Origin of the sequence: uncultured Porphyromonas sp., from assembly GCF_900541275.1 — a bacterium.
Classification (GTDB): Bacteria; Bacteroidota; Bacteroidia; order Bacteroidales; family Porphyromonadaceae; genus Porphyromonas_A.
In genome coordinates this window covers 36,656-51,416 of sequence record NZ_UQJH01000003.1, presented here as the reverse complement: position 1 = coordinate 51,416, position 14,761 = coordinate 36,656, and the positions used below count along the sequence as shown (strand labels likewise).

Genomic DNA, 14,761 nt, shown 5'->3' with positions numbered 1-14,761 from the left:
TCTATTACCGCTATTAGTTATGACCCTGAAGTCGTGAGAAAAAACTGCTCTTGGAATAATTGGCTTGGAGAGGGACGGTGGCAAGGGCTCGGGGCCTACCGCTTGAGGGTAAGAGTAAGAAGCACCTCCCGACCGCGGAGGGTGGTACGCCGGCTGCTGCTATTGATACCGTCGGTCCGGCGGTAGTACTCTGAGCGGACGTTGGTTAGGTTGGTGAGGTCGATCTGGAGACGGAGCTTGTCCCTCGTGTAGTAGATCTTGCCGTCGAGGAAGACTTGGTTGATCGGGTCATATAGGGGCGAACTGCTGTAGCGGTGCTGGAGGTCGGCGGATACTCCCCAGTGTGCGCAGAGGAGTAGGGTACCTCGCAGGGTCTGCTCCAGACTCCGGGTGATGAGGTCTGTCGCCCTATCCCCGATGTGGACTCGGGATCGGTCGCTCTCGATGCCATACTCGAGGGTCATCAGCGTGCTTCCCATCCAGTTCAGGGATGCCCCATACGAGAGGTCAGACCCACGATAGGGGATCATGAGTCCCTGCTGGTAGGTGTCGCCCTTGGAGCTGTCCCAGCCTACCGTCCCCTTGAGTGTGATCATCGGTCCAGAGAAGTACTTGGAGAGCTCCGCAGAGAGACCGCCGGAGAGGGCGCTGTGGGCGAGTGGGAGGTAGGAGCGGATCCTCTTGCCCTCCCTGACAGAGAGACTATAGATCCTCGGTGCGGTCACGTGCCCTCCTCGACCGGTGAGCACATAGGAGAGATCCCACGGCGCTGTCCCCTCCTGTCGGAGCAGTAGGTTGTGCGAGCGTGTCACCCCTTGGTCCGTGATTCCCTCCCGGTAGTCTGTCAGACCGACGCGGATCATGTGCGGGAAGTAGGATGTTAGCTCCGGTCGGCTTGTGCTGAAGCTGTAGATGAGTAGTGTCCTCCCGCCCATCCAGTCATACCTGATCGAGGAACTGACGCCGGGGAGGAGGTGTTGCTGTCTCCCTCCGGGGAGATCTTGCAGTCTTGCACTAAGGGCAGGTGTGAGCCTCAGTTCCAGTCCATTACTCTGGTATCGATACTCTACAGAAAGGTCGGAGGTCAGCTCCTTACTGTGGACCTTACGGGGATCCTGTTCTTGCTCCCCGATCCTAAGCTCATAGCTCTCCAGGCCGCCTCTGATCTGTGGGGAGAGCTGATGTTGACCTATGGAAAAGGTGCCCTCCAGAGCGAGTGTGGCAGTGAGGTCATCGGACTGCAGCCGATAGGGAGTCTCTCCTGCGAGGGTCATCTCCTGAGGACGGCTGCTGTACCCTATGCCGAGGGCGGCGGTATAGAGATGCCCGCCGAGGAGCTTCTTCGCAGTGAGCGAATTGGAGAGCCGGAGGGAGGGGAGGAGCATATCAATGGTGCGAGGCCGACCATTGACGGCAGCGTTGTCCTCGGTGGTGAGGTGGTGGTAGCGGACGGAGAGGATGTCCTTGAGATAGAGCTCCTCCCCATTCTGCTCATAGGTAAGCTCATTCTCCGTTGCACTGCGCTTCGAGAGATAGTCGGTGGTCTCTCGGAGGTCGATCGATCCGAGCGCAGGGTCGTAGTAGTGGCTCTCCCGCTCCTCTCTGAGTCGGTTTCGGTCGTGGAATCCGTTGAGATTGATCCGAAGGGTTTCTCTGTCGGACAGGGCGATGAGATGATTGAGGGAGAGGAAGGCGGTCTGATTGTCGCGCCTTCGATCGCGTCCGAAGAAGGTGCTGTAGATCTTTCGCTCCGCAAAGAGGTTCTCCGGTCCTCCGGAGAGTTCGTAGGGGTTGAAGACCACCCCCATGCCGATGTTTTGTACTCGGGTCTCGAAGATGATGTCGTTGCCGGTATTGTCTCCCTTGGCGACGAGGATGGTCTGCCGCCGGGGCTGGAAGTTCATGAGCGAACCGCTCACCTTGCCGATCGGCGGCCAGCCGCCGACAGCACCGCTTAGGTCCCTGAGCCACCTTTTCTTGGCAGACTCCTTGAGCTTCACATTAAGTGCAGCGCGGTCGGATCGGCTCTGCTCCCTGAGCAGCCTGATCGGCTCGTGGTGCTCGTAGATCTGTACGGAGGCGACATCCTCAGGTCGGATGTTACGCGAGGCAAGGGTGTATCGACTGCCGAGGAGGTCAAGGTTCTCTATGTAGAAGCGATTGATACTTCGTCCCTTGTAGGAGATCATACCGCCGGAGGAGACAGAGACATCAGGGAGCCGCGTCAGCACATCCTCCAGCTTAGTGTCCATCGCTTGTGCAAAGGCGGAGGTACGGTAGCTGACCGTGTCGCCATGCTGTTCGATGGCTTTCGCCCGCACTTGCACCTCGGGGAGCTTGAAGTCCTGCCGGTGGAGCAGGATCTCTTTTCCTTCTCTCATGAGGAGGGTGTCTAAGCGAACCACCTCCGTCCGGTAGCCGATCAGTGCGGCGCGGACCGTGAGGTCGGACTTGGAGTCGGGGAGAGCGAGACAGAAAGTGCCGTCCTCCAGGCTGATCGTCTGACGGATCACCTTGCTCTCACCACGGAGCAGAAGGATCTGGACCGTCGATATCCCCTCGCCGGTCTCGGCGTCCCTGACCACTCCACACCACTCCTCAGCGGTGGCAATGGTCAGCGTGAGGGGAAGGAGAAGAAGAAAAAGGAGATGCCTCCGGATCACTCTGCTCGCTCGATATACTGGTACGACTTGCGGGCGAGTGCCATCCGCCGGAGGTCCTCCGGGGTCTCTTCAGGCTGGCTGGACACGGGGTAGAGCTTCTTGAGCCAGGCTCGGTTGTTGGTGGCGCACTGATGTAGGGCGTGGAGGACCTCCTTCTTCAACTGTTTCTTGGATGGTGATGAGGCGGTCAAGGGTGAGGGTATGATAGGACGCTCGTCATCGGGGGTGAGGGCAAAGGAGATGAGCGTGAAGTGGAAGAGACTGTCGGTCGTGACCGCCTCTGTCACCAGACCGGGCAGACCGGTGAGCTTCCACGGTCCCACAGGTAGAGGGACATCCGTCGCATAGGAGACGATCCACTCGCGTCCGTAGAGCTTGCCCCTCGCCTGCTTGGAGGGGATGCCATTGACCTCCTTCACCTCGTCTGACAGCTCCCATGTCACAGTGGGAAGAGGCTCCTCGTAGTGGATCTGTGTCATGGGATACTCGTATACCGTCCTGGTATTGCTTGCGAGGTCGGTGAAGATACGTGTCCTCTGTCCTCTCGCCATATCTCGTGTCATGGCGACGATGGTGTAGGGATCAAGTCCGGTGTGGAGGAGGGAGTCCTGTACTAACTTCTTTTGGTAGGTATTCTCACTGACACAGGAGAAGTAGCCTTTCTCAGAATTAAGACGTATGATATCGTTAGTGACTTTGCCGGTCGTGGCATTTCGTTCCGCGTATTCGTAGAGCGCCTTGTAACGTTTTTGACCGAATACAACCCACGAGTTTGACGTTATAATGGCCAAGCAACATAGGGTAAAGAAGAATTTTTTCATAGGTACTACAGCGGATTTGAAATTTAGACAATAGAGGTCAGAGTGATACTTTTAAGTTGCAAGGTATAGACCTCGTCGGTTAAATGTAGATATTAAATCTCAAATGTCAAAACCATCGCTCTATATTCATCATCGCAATGGCACGAGTCCAGCCCCTTAGAGTATGCCATATGCTTTACAAGCCTGACGCAAAGCACACCTTGATAAAAGTCCTCAGCAAAGTGTCCATAAGGCAGTTCTGTACACGATTCGCCTTTCTTACGGAATGTGGTCTTTATGGATGGATAGTCTCACAGTCTGTAGGTTCGTTCAGGAAGAGACCGAAGAGACAAGGAGAGGCTCTGCGAGACAACCTCTACCTCCGGGGGTGGTATATTTGCACCACTTAAGCTTTCCGATGTGTCAGGCTCATGTCGCTCAGCCGGGACGACTGCGCCTGCGCCTCTTCGACTACGTGCATTCGACCTGTTCTATCGGTATTTCGGGCTGTATTGTTGTGTGGTCCCTATGTCGAGGTCAAGAGTCCTATAGCAACAATCATGAGGATCAGGTATGACTCTGTGGTACGTAGACGTCTACGAGGTGGGTCTCGGGGGTGAGGGGGTGGAGGTCGGCGCGATGCAGCTCGGCGGGGAGTAGGACGCCGTGGCCCTTGGTGAGGCGGAGCTCACCGCCATCGGTGGTGATCGCCACCTCGCCCTCCTCGCAGAAGAGGTAGGTGAAGGAGTCACGCTCAGCCACCGGCAGGGCGAAGTCCTTCGTCAGGCGTAGGACCGAGGTGCAGAAGTAGGGGCTGCGGACGAGATTGACGAGGGCATCCTTCTTCTCCCGGTCATAGGTCGCCTTGCCGTCCCGGTCGACGTCGTAGTTGATCACCTCGACAGCTCGGTCAATGTGAAGCTCACGTGTCTGCCCTTGGGCATCGGTCCGACCGAAGTCGTAGAGCCGGTAGGTGATGTCAGACGCCTCCTGTATCTCGAGGAGCAGGCAGCCGGCACCTATGGTGTGGACCTTACCTGCCGGGAGGTAAAAGACATCCCCCCGCTCGGCGTGGTAGCTGTGGATGTAGTCCATCACAGCATCGCTCTTGACCAGCTCTCGTAGCTGCTCCGGGCTCGTCTCCCTCGACCAGCCGGCGCGGATGGTGGCGTCGGGGGTGGGGTCAAGGAGATACCACATCTCTGTCTTGCCACGGGAGTGCTCATGCTCGCGGGCGTAGTCGTCGTTGGGATGGACCTGCACGGAGAGATCCTGCCGCGAGTCGATGACCTTGATGAGGAGGGGGAAGGAGTCCCCAAAGCGCTCCCTGACGTGATGCCCGAGGAGCCTCTCGCCATACTCTTGGGTGAGTGTCGGTAGGTCGACACCCTTGAGAGGACCGGCGGCAACGACCGACTCATCGCCCGGCATCGGTGAAACCTCCCAGCTCTCGCCGATGTCGTCGTAGGGAGAGGGCAGTCCTTTGTACCTGAAGATTCGGTCACCGCCCCAGATCTTTCGCTTGTAGGGGGCGTCAAAGGTGAGCGGGTAGAGTGGTGTGGATGTGGGGTGAGTCATGAGTTTTACTTTGATTTCTTAAGTACAAGAGCGGTACGGGGGGGGAGGTAGAGCTTGAGCCAGCCCTTGCCGTCCTCCATGAAGTGGGGGTCGTACTGAGTGAGGTGCGCCACGGAGTGGTCCTGACGATCGTAGCCACCAAACCGCGGGTCGTCGCTGTCGAGGACGACCGTGTACTTGCCCGACGGGGCGAGGATGCCGTAGTCGGTGAAGGCACGTGTGGGACTGAAGTTGTAGACAAAGACGAGATCCCCACGGGAGTAGGCGAGTACCTGATCCTGATCCTGGTCCCAGAGCTTGATCACCGGTACTCTCTCAAAGTCGGGGACGCTCTTGACGAGCTTGAGCATCGCCTCGTCAAAGTCCTCGAGGAGGCCGTACTTGAGGAAGCCATTCGTGGCCAGGCTCCACTGGCGACGGGCATACTTGTAGCTCCAGCCATTGCCCTCGCGGGGGAAGTCGATCCACTCCGGGTGACCAAATTCGTTTCCCATAAAATTGAGATACCCACCATTCATCGTGGTGCAGGTGACGAGGCGGATCATCTTGTGGAGTGCCGTACCGCGGTCTACCGCCTCGGTGTGGTGTGCCCGGTCCATATAGTCGTACATCTCGGCATCGATGAGGCGGAAGATGATCGTCTTGTCGCCCACCAGCGCCTGGTCGTGGGACTCGGCGTAGGAGATGCTCTTCTCATCGCTTCGGCGGTTGGTGGTCTCCCACCAGATGGAGCCGGGTGTCCACTCCTCATCGCGGCGCTCCTTGATGATCTTGATCCAGTAGTCGGGGATATTCATCTGGAGGCGGTAGTCAAAGCCGTAGCCACCGTCCTTCACCGGCACACCGATGCCCGGCATCCCGCTCACCTCCTCAGCGATGGTGATGGCATCGGGGTAGACCTCGTGGATCAGCTGATTGGCGAGGGTGAGGTACATGATCGCATCGCCATCCTGCCCGCCATTATAGTAGTCGGAGTAGGTACAGAAGGCCTGTCCGAGACCATGATTGAGGTAAAGCATCGAGGTGACGCCATCGAAGCGGAAGCCATCGAAGTGGAAGCTCTCGAGCCAGTACTTACAATTGGAGAGGAGGAAGTGGAGCACCTCGTTTTTCCCGTAGTCAAAGCACATTGAGTTCCACGCCGGATGGAGCATCCGCTCACCGCCATGGAAGTACTGGGTGTAGGTGCCGTCAAAGCGGGCGAGCCCCTCCTCCTCGTTTCTTGCGGCATGGGAGTGGACGATATCCATGATGACGAGTAACCCGAGCCGGTGCGCCTCGTCAATCAGTGCGCGCAGGTCATCCGGTGTACCGAAGCGGGACGAGGGGGCGAAGAAATTGGTCACCTGATACCCAAAGGAGCCGTAGTAGGGGTGCTCCATGATCGCCATGATCTGCAGGGCGTTGTAGCCCTTCTCCTTGACCATCGGCAGCACATTCTCCATAAACTCCCGATACGTACCGACCTTCTCCTCCTCGGTCGCCATCCCGATGTGGCACTCGTAGATCAGGAGCGGCTCGTGACCGAGGGTGGGGCGTTTGCTCCGGAAGGTGAAGGGTCTCTCGGGATCCCATACGACGGCGCTGAAGAGATGCGTCTCCGGGTCCTGTACCACATAGTCAGCCCATGCGGGGATGCGTAGACCGCTACCACCCTCCCACTCCACGAGGAGCTTGTAGTGCGTCCCGTGAGCGAGTGTGTCAGCGGGTAGTCTTACCTCCCAGGATCCATTGCCGAGGGCGCTGAGGCGATATGCCTCATCCTTGGCCCAGCCGTTGCCGTCACAGAGGAGGTAGATGGCTGTCGCATTAGGCGCCCACTCTCTCAGGACCCACTCTCCTCCCTCTATGCGGTGAAGCCCGTAGTAGAGGTACCCGTCAGCAAAGTCGGAGAGGCTGCCATTGGTTTCTTTTGTCAGTTCACGGAGTTTCCACTTGGCATACTCATACCGTCCCTGTATAGGGGACTCGTAGGGCTCCAGCCATGGGTCGTTCTCAATTAGTCGTAGCATAATAAGGTGAGGGTATGAAGGTGAGTGTCAAAAGGGGTCGCGATAGCGCCTCGTCAGGTCGTCGTAGTGATCGATCCGCCGATCTCGGAGGAATGGCCACCAGCGGCGAACCAATTCGCATCGCTTGAGGTCTATGTCGATGATCTCCGTCGCCTCCTCGGTGAGGGGAAGCTCCGTGAGCATCTCTCCCTGAGGTCCGGTAGCGAAGGAGCTGCCCCAGAAGGTAATGCCCGCCTCGGGGTCATCACCGGGCGCCGGTTCCCGCCCGACACGATTGACAGCGATGACGGGGAGACCGTTGGCGACTGCGTGACCGCGCATCACCAGCTGCCAGGCGGAGCGCTGTCGCTCCTGCTCCTCCCGGTCGTCTCGGTCGTCGTAGCCGATGGCAGTGGGGTAGATCAGTAGCTCCGCTCCAGCGAGCGCCATCAGTCGGGCCGCCTCGGGGTACCACTGATCCCAGCAGACCAGTAGCCCAAGTCGCCCCACGGAGGTCTCTATGGGGTGGAAGCCGAGGTCTCCCGGGGTGAAGTAAAACTTCTCGTAATATCCCGGGTCGTCCGGGATGTGCATCTTGCGGTAGACACCCGCGATGCTGCCGTCGCGCTCCAGCACGACAGCGGTATTGTGGTAGAGTCCCGGTGCCCGCTTCTCAAAGAGCGAGGTGACGATTACTACTCCGAGCTCTTGTGCCAGATGACCATAGAAGTCTGTCGCCGGTCCCGGGATCGGCTCAGCGAGGTCGAAGAGGTCGACATCCTCCGTCTGGCAGAAGTAGAGCCCGTCGTGCAGCTCCTGCAGTACGATGAGCTCGGCACCATCTGTCGCTGCAGATCGGATCTTCTCGCCGAGGCGGAGACGATTGTCCCGGAGGTCACCGGTATTGTGCTGTTGGATAAGGGCGGTACGCATAGTCACTTGTATTCTTCGTCGATAAATCCCTCGGGAAACTGCATCGTGGCGCAGTGGATCGAGCCGTGCTGACGGATCAGCGGGATAGCGTCCACCGGCACGACCTTCCGCTCCGGGAAGAGGTCACGTAGTGTCGATAGAGCCTCATCGTCTGCCCTGTCCCGGTAGGTGGGAGTGAGGACGATGCTGTTGGTAATGAGGAAGTTGGCATAGCTTGCCGGCATGGCGGATCCATCCGTGTCTCTCTTCACCTCGGGCGTCGGCAGTGCAACCAAGCGATACCTCTCGCCGTAGAGCCGATGAAGCTCCTCATCGAGCTTACGGAGGGTATGGTAGTCCGGGTGCCCCTCGTCGGAGCAGGTGGCATAGACAATGGTCTCGTCGTCGCAGAAGCGGGCGAGCGTGTCTATGTGTCCGTCGGTGTCGTCCCCCTCAAGGGGAGAGACCTCCAGCATATCCACCCGATCCGCATGCAGGGCCTCCCGGATCGGCTCGGTGATGATATGTCCACTTGCCTCACCCCGACCGAGATTTCGATTAGGATCCAGCAGGACAGACGAGGTGGAGAGAATCAGTCCCTCTCCATTGCTCTCCACGGCACCGCCCTCGAGGACATAGTCGTGGCGGGTGATCCGCCTGATGTCTTGGGTAAAAATAGGGAGCTTGGACGCCACCTGATTGTCCCTGTCGGCGGCAAACTTAAGCCCCCAGGCGTTGAAGGCATAGTCCACTACCGTCCGCTCCCCTCGGTCGTTGATGACGGAGAGTGGCGCATAGTCGCGCACCCAGGTGTCATTGAGTGGCATCTCCTGCACTGTTAGCCGATGGGGGTAGTCGCCCCGTAGCGGCACGCTCGCCGTATCCTGAGCGAGTAGGATCACCGGCACGTAGTCCAGTAGTGCGCGTACCATCAGCAGGTAGCAGCTGCGGATCTCAGCGAGATTGTCAGCCCAGTCCATCGTCTCGTCCGGCCACGCCAGCAAGACCGCATCCTGAGGAGCCCACTCGGGGATAAGTCCCTTCGTCATAGCAGTTGAGTTTCTTGTTTCCCTATGAGACAAAGATAATCTTTTTCGTCAATTTTTTACTTAGCACCTTGCCACGGATTAATGCATAGGATTGCAACGCCCAATCTAATACCGGTAAAAGGATTCTCTAATACCGATATTAGTTGCGTCCAATATCGGTATTAGAATTGCCTCTAAGGAGGTGACCAATTTTGTCGTGAATATCAGACACTTCTCTACGCCTCGCAGAAGTGCTTGTTAGCCGTTCTCCCACTCTGTCTCCTGAGTGGTGTCGTACCCGGCGCTGTGGAAGAGCTCCCTGTCGCGCGATACCACCGAGGCGACTGTCGTCAGCAGTCCGCCGGTGATGGCGGAGTTGATCCCCACATAGAGACCCATACGCTCTGTCTCCGGGGAGAGTAGGGCACGCCCCCCGCTGTAGCGGAGGAAGGCGGTCGGACAGGCGAGACGGAAGATACAGATCGTCTCCATCACCTCCTCCGGCGAGATGAAGCTCCTCTCCCCGAGCGGGGTACCGGGTATCGGGTGGAGAAAGTTGATCGGGATGCTCCCCACGCCCAGCTCCGCCTGGTGGAGGGCGAAGTCGACCCTATCCTCGCGCGTCTCGCCCATACCGACGATGCCCCCGCTACAGACTTTCAGCCCGACCCGCTTCGCTGCAGCGATCGTCTCCTCCTTGGCGGACTGCTGATGGGTGGTGCAGACGGTGCCGAAGTAGCCGGGCGAGCTCTCCATATTGCAGTGGTAGGTCTCCAGTCCCGACTCGCGGAGTCGCCTCAGCTGCTCCTCCGTGCAGAGTCCGAGCGAAGCACAGAGATGCTTCGCTCCGCCTGCCCTCATCGCGGTCAGCTGCTCCTCATACCTCAGCATCTCTCCCTCCGTGGGGCGCTTTCCGCTCGATACGATGGAGAATCGCCGCACACCATGCTCTCTATTCTTAGCCTCAGCAGCGACCACCACCTCGGTCGGTAGCACCCCATAGGGATCGATCTCTGTGTGGTGCCGTGCGCTCTGGGCGCACCACTTGCAGTCCTCCGGGCAGCGACCATTCTTGTCATTAATGATGGCGCAGGTGTCAAATCCATCCCCACAGAGCCGGCGGGTGATGCGGTGGCACTCCTCGTAGAGCTCTTCCCGGGGGGTCTCCTCGATGATCGACAGGAGTTCTGCCGCCTCGGTGATCCGGTATCCGCTGATGATTTTGTCCGAAATCTTCATCTCTCTTTCTTTTTTCTTGACCTTACAAAGGTAGCGAAATGGCTTGGCAAGCGGTCGGAGAGAGCATCATAAAATACTTGGGCTAATATGAGGAATTATTTAAGTATTTGATTAGATTTGCATACGAAACAGATAGACAAGTAACACGTATCACTTCAATACATTATTTATGGACTTCGTTAGTAACGACAAGTTGGTTATCGTAGGAGCTGCCGGTATGATCGGCTCCAATATGGCGCAGATCGCGTCTGTCATGCGTCTTACCCCAAACCTCTGCCTCTTCGACGTATATGAGCCGGGGCTGGAGGGCGTCTACGAGGAGCTGCGCCACTGTGGCTTCGACGGGATGAACATCCACTACACCACCGACGTGAAGGAGGCCTTCACCGGTGCTAAGTACATCGTCAGCTCGGGTGGCGCCCCCCGCAAGGCAGGCATGACCCGTGAGGACCTGATCAGCGGCAATGGCGAGATCGCTAAGCAGCTGGGTGAGAACATCCGCAAGTACTGCCCCGACCTGGAGCATCTGACCATCATCTTCAATCCCGCTGACATCACCGGTATCATCGCTCTCCTCCACTCCGGTCTGAAGCCCTCTCAGGTGACTACGCTTGCCGGTCTCGACAGCACTCGTCTCCAGAGCGAGCTCGCTAAGCACTTCGGTGTCCTGCAGCACGAGGTGACCGGTGCCCGCACCTACGGTGGTCACGGTGAGCAGATGGCTGTCTTTGGCAGTAGCGTCAAGGTGGACGGCAAGCCTCTCTCTGAGCTTATCGGTACGGACAAGCTGACTGACGAGCAGTGGGCTGAGCTCCGCCAGCGTGTCATCAAGGGCGGTGCCAATATCATCAAGCTCCGTGGTCGCTCTTCCTTCCAGAGCCCTGCACAGCTCTCTATCGAGATGATCGGTGCAGCCATGGGCGGTCCTGCCTTCCGCTGGCCTGTCGGCACCTATGTCTCCAACGACCGCTACGATCACGTCATGATGGCCTGGGAGACTGTCCTCGATCGTAATGGCGCTCACATCAAGCCGATCGAGCATGCCACTGACGAGGAGATGAAGGAGCTCGATGCCTCCTACAAGCACCTCCAGGACCAGATCGACAATATCATCAAGATGGGTCTCATCCCCTCTGTCGATAAGTGGAGCGAGCTTAACCCCAACATCAAGTAATCCACATACCATTACTACTATGAGCGGGGGCGTGTCACACCGACACGCCCCCGCTCTTGTCTCCGCACCATGTGCTTGGGTGCTCTTCTTTTTTCATAGATGCTATACCATAGTCTCACCTACTAAGAGCGGTCTACTAAGAAGCGTCTTAGTAAGAAGCGACTTAGTAGACCGTCCTTAGTGGGTTGGTCAAGAGGTAGATATCTGAGAATTAGTGTGCTAGAGGATACGGTTGCCCCCGGTGTAGTGGTCGAGGAAGTGACGAAGGGGCTTAGGGAAAGCGATCGTACCATGGTCCGAGAGGGGGATCTGCTCAGTCCCATCGGGGTAGGTGGGATCGGTATCGCCCAACGAGCTGCAGACGTGTACTCTCAGGTGGAGGAGCCGGTGGCTTAGTCGATGGTCCTTGAGGGGCAGGGTCTCTATGATCTCCCAGCCGTCCGGAGGAGTGGGCAGGGCGGTCGGCTCTCTCTCCGTGACCACTCCGGGCAGCTCGTAGAGACCCTTCCAGATCCCGCGCCGGCTATCTCTTCGGCGGATTGCTATCTGTCCCCGGTGGAGGAGCAGGAAGTACTCTATCCACAGCTCTCTCACCATGGTCTTGTGTGACTTGATGGGAAGGAGGTCGACCAGCTCCGTCCCTCTCGACCGGCAGGTGCCTCCGAGGGGGCAAGTGGCGCAGATGGGGTTCTTCGGTGTGCAGATGGTCGCCCCGAGATCCATCATTGCCTGATTGTATCGCCCGGGTTGCTCTCTCTCGAGGAATAGCCCCGCCATCTCGCGGTAGTACCGCTGACCTGGGGTGGTGTCTATAGGCGTGCCGGTCGCTAAGTAGCGGCTCAGGACGCGGTAAACATTGCCGTCCACGACAGCCAGAGGGTAGTCATAGGCGATGCTCATGATCGCTGCGGTGGTGTAGGGACCTACGCCCTTGAGGGCTGCCACCTCCCGCTCCTCACGGGGGAAGACGCCACCATACTGCTCCATGATCTGTCGGGCAGCGTGCTGCATATTGTGTGCCCGCGAGTAGTAGCCCAGCCCTTGCCAGAGGAGCATTAGCTCGTCCTCGGGTGCCTCAGCGAGACTCTTCACATCCGGTAGTCGGTCGATAAACCTAAGGTAGTAGTCCCACCCCTGCACCGTCTGCGTCTGCTGGAGGATGATCTCTGACACCCATATCCGGTAGGGATCCCTCGTGCCACGCCACGGGAGCTCCCTGCCGTGCTTGTCGTACCAGCGCAGCAGTCCTATACGGAAGGCACTGAGCTCAGCTGGAGTGATCGACTCCGGGGTGAGCTCAGTGCCTTTGATTTTGGTAACGTTGGTCACCTCGGATCACATACCATAGAGGCTGCTGATCGACTCGTGGGTCTCGACGCGGCGGATAGCCTCGGCAAACATCGGCGCAATGGAGAGTACCTTCACCTTATCGCACTTCTTGGTGTAGGGGATAGAGTCGGTCACCACCAGCTCCTTGAGAGCACTCTGCTCCACACGCTCTGTGGCCGGATCACTCATCACGGCGTGTGAGCACATAGCGCGTACCGAGCGAGCACCGTGGTCCATCATCAGGTTGGCAGCCTTGGTGATGGTGCCGGCGGTATCGACGATATCGTCCACGAGGAGTACATCCTTGTCCTCCACGTCACCGATGATGCGCATCTCGGCGACGACGTTGGCCTTGAGGCGGAGCTTGTGGCAGATGACCATCGGCACGCCGAGGGCGTGAGCGTAGGTATTGGCGCGCTTCGTACCGCCGACATCAGGGGTGGCGATGACGAGGTTTTTGAGATCAATATTCTTCCGGATATAGTCGAGGAAGATATTGGAGGCGTAGAGGTGGTCTACGGGGACGTTGAAGAATCCCTGGATCTGGTCCGCATGGAGATCCATGGTGATCAGGCGCGAGATGCCTGCAGCCTGCAGGAGGTCAGCGACTAACTTGGCACCGATGGAGACACGCGGCTTATCCTTGCGGTCCTGTCGAGCCCAGCCGAAGTAGGGGATCACGGCGGCGATGTAGTGAGCACTGGCGCGCTTGGCGGCATCGACCATAAGGAGCAGCTCCATCAGATTGTCGGCCGGGGCAAAGGTCGACTGCACGATGTAGGTGTCCTTGCCACGGATTGACTCCTCAAAGCTTCCGGAGAACTCTCCGTCGGCGAAGCGCTCGTACTTGAATTTTCCGAGGTCGCACTTCAGGCTGGAGCAGATCTGCTCAGCGAGGTTCATGCTCTTCTGTCCGGAGAAGATCCCAAATTCGTTCTTGTCCATTGTACTGTTAGGGGTGGTATTATTTCTATTAGATAGTTTGCTATTACTTCTGCTCCCTCTTGAGGATCTGCTCCTGCCATTTCCAGGCACTCCGGAGAGAGTCCTCTATCGTGGACTCAGCCCTCCAGCCGAGGTAGTCATTCGCCTTCTTAGGATCGGCCCACACAGCGACGATGTCTCCCTCACGACGCGGTCCGATCTTGTAGGGAACCTTGACACCCGTAGCCCGCTCAAAGGCGGTGATCAGCTCCAGCACGCTCTCCCCCTTCCCGGTGCCGATGTTGTAGTACTCGTAGCTCTCTCCGTCCTTGTGGAGCATCCTGTCGATCGCAGCGACGTGTGCCTTGGCAAGGTCAACGACGTGGATGTAGTCGCGGATGCAGGTGCCATCGGGGGTGGGGTAGTCGTCTCCGAAGACGGTTAGCTCCTTGCGGATGCCGGCAGCTGCCTGGGTGATGTAGGGGATGAGGTTGGCGGGGACACCCCGGGGCTCCTCACCGATGTGAGCCGATGGATGGGCCCCGATAGGATTGAAGTACCTCAGGCTGATTGCCTTGAAGGGTACACCGGAGTGGATCGTGTCGCGGAGGATCTCCTCATTGATCTGCTTCGTATTGCCGTAGGGCGAGGTGGCGGGCATAAAGGGTGCCGACTCGTCCACGGGGAGCTTCTCCGGCTGACCATAGACGGTGCAGGAGGAGGAGAAGACGATCCCTCTCGTCCCGTACTCCGTCATAAGTGTCAGCTGATTGATGAGTGAGACGATGTTGTTGCGGTAGTAGAGCAGTGGCTTCTCGACCGACTCACCCACCGCCTTGCTGGCAGCGAAGTGGATCACCCCGGCGATACCTGGATTATCCTCATAGACCTGTCTCATCGCCTCGAGGTCGTTGCAGTCGGCCTTGTAGAACTTCGGTCTCCGTCCGGTGATCCGCTCGATCCCGTCGAGGACCGACTCGTCAGAGTTGGAGAGGTTGTCGACGATGACCACCTCATACCCTGCCTCCTGAAGCTCCACGGTGGTGTGGGATCCGATGAATCCCGTACCGCCAGTTACCAGTATTGTCTCTTGTGTCATAGGTTTGCTTATAGTTCCTGCGCT

General features: G+C 58.2%; 11 protein-coding genes. 1 reads left to right on the top strand and 10 read right to left on the bottom strand.

All coding sequences use genetic code 11. The features are described 5' to 3' along the window. Positions 1-95 precede the first annotated feature (95 nt). The 7 genes from QZR17_RS03155 to bioB form a co-directional block, all read right to left on the bottom strand. Positions 96-2,663 carry a carboxypeptidase-like regulatory domain-containing protein gene (locus tag QZR17_RS03155; protein ID WP_297127571.1) on the bottom strand — a complete coding sequence of 856 codons (2,568 nt, stop codon included), beginning with the start codon at positions 2,661-2,663 and terminating at the stop codon, positions 96-98. After that, positions 2,660-3,484, bottom strand: a complete 825-nt coding sequence (locus QZR17_RS03150) for a GLPGLI family protein (RefSeq protein ID WP_297127569.1) — start codon at positions 3,482-3,484, stop codon at positions 2,660-2,662. Before QZR17_RS03150 ends, QZR17_RS03155 begins: the two co-directional genes overlap by 4 nt. Before the next feature lie 546 nt (positions 3,485-4,030). Beyond that, positions 4,031-5,041, bottom strand: a complete 1,011-nt coding sequence (locus tag QZR17_RS03145; RefSeq protein ID WP_297127567.1) for a type I phosphomannose isomerase catalytic subunit — start codon at positions 5,039-5,041, stop codon at positions 4,031-4,033. A 5-nt stretch (positions 5,042-5,046) separates the two neighbouring features. Next, positions 5,047-7,053, bottom strand: coding sequence for an alpha amylase C-terminal domain-containing protein (locus QZR17_RS03140; protein ID WP_297127565.1), 2,007 nt, complete (start codon positions 7,051-7,053; stop codon positions 5,047-5,049). 27 nt (positions 7,054-7,080) lie between these two features. Then, positions 7,081-7,965, bottom strand: a complete 885-nt coding sequence (locus QZR17_RS03135) for a carbon-nitrogen hydrolase (RefSeq protein ID WP_297127563.1) — start codon at positions 7,963-7,965, stop codon at positions 7,081-7,083. Positions 7,966-7,967: 2 nt separating this feature from the next. Next, the gene (locus tag QZR17_RS03130; protein ID WP_297127562.1) at positions 7,968-8,993 is read right to left on the bottom strand and encodes an agmatine deiminase family protein; all 1,026 of its coding nucleotides are present in this window, start codon (positions 8,991-8,993) and stop codon (positions 7,968-7,970) included. A 237-nt stretch (positions 8,994-9,230) separates the two neighbouring features. Further along, the gene (gene bioB, locus QZR17_RS03125) at positions 9,231-10,211 is read right to left on the bottom strand and encodes a biotin synthase BioB (protein ID WP_297127561.1); all 981 of its coding nucleotides are present in this window, start codon (positions 10,209-10,211) and stop codon (positions 9,231-9,233) included. A gap of 169 nt (positions 10,212-10,380) precedes the next feature. Between bioB and QZR17_RS03120 the strand changes: the two genes are divergently transcribed. Further along, positions 10,381-11,385, top strand: coding sequence for a malate dehydrogenase (locus QZR17_RS03120; protein ID WP_070466114.1), 1,005 nt, complete (start codon positions 10,381-10,383; stop codon positions 11,383-11,385). Between the two features lie 219 nt (positions 11,386-11,604). Here QZR17_RS03120 and mutY read toward each other — a convergent pair whose 3' ends face one another. Genes mutY through galE form a run of 3 tightly spaced genes read right to left on the bottom strand, consistent with a single transcriptional unit; the run spans position 11,605 to position 14,737 of the window. Next, positions 11,605-12,714, bottom strand: coding sequence for an A/G-specific adenine glycosylase (gene mutY, locus QZR17_RS03115; protein WP_297127560.1), 1,110 nt, complete (start codon positions 12,712-12,714; stop codon positions 11,605-11,607). A gap of 6 nt (positions 12,715-12,720) precedes the next feature. After that, complete coding sequence (locus QZR17_RS03110) at positions 12,721-13,659, bottom strand: ribose-phosphate pyrophosphokinase (RefSeq protein WP_296164256.1); 939 nt, start codon at positions 13,657-13,659, stop codon at positions 12,721-12,723. Between the two features lie 43 nt (positions 13,660-13,702). Next, the gene (galE, locus tag QZR17_RS03105) at positions 13,703-14,737 is read right to left on the bottom strand and encodes a UDP-glucose 4-epimerase GalE (protein ID WP_297127559.1); all 1,035 of its coding nucleotides are present in this window, start codon (positions 14,735-14,737) and stop codon (positions 13,703-13,705) included. Between the last annotated feature and the right edge of the window lie 24 nt (positions 14,738-14,761).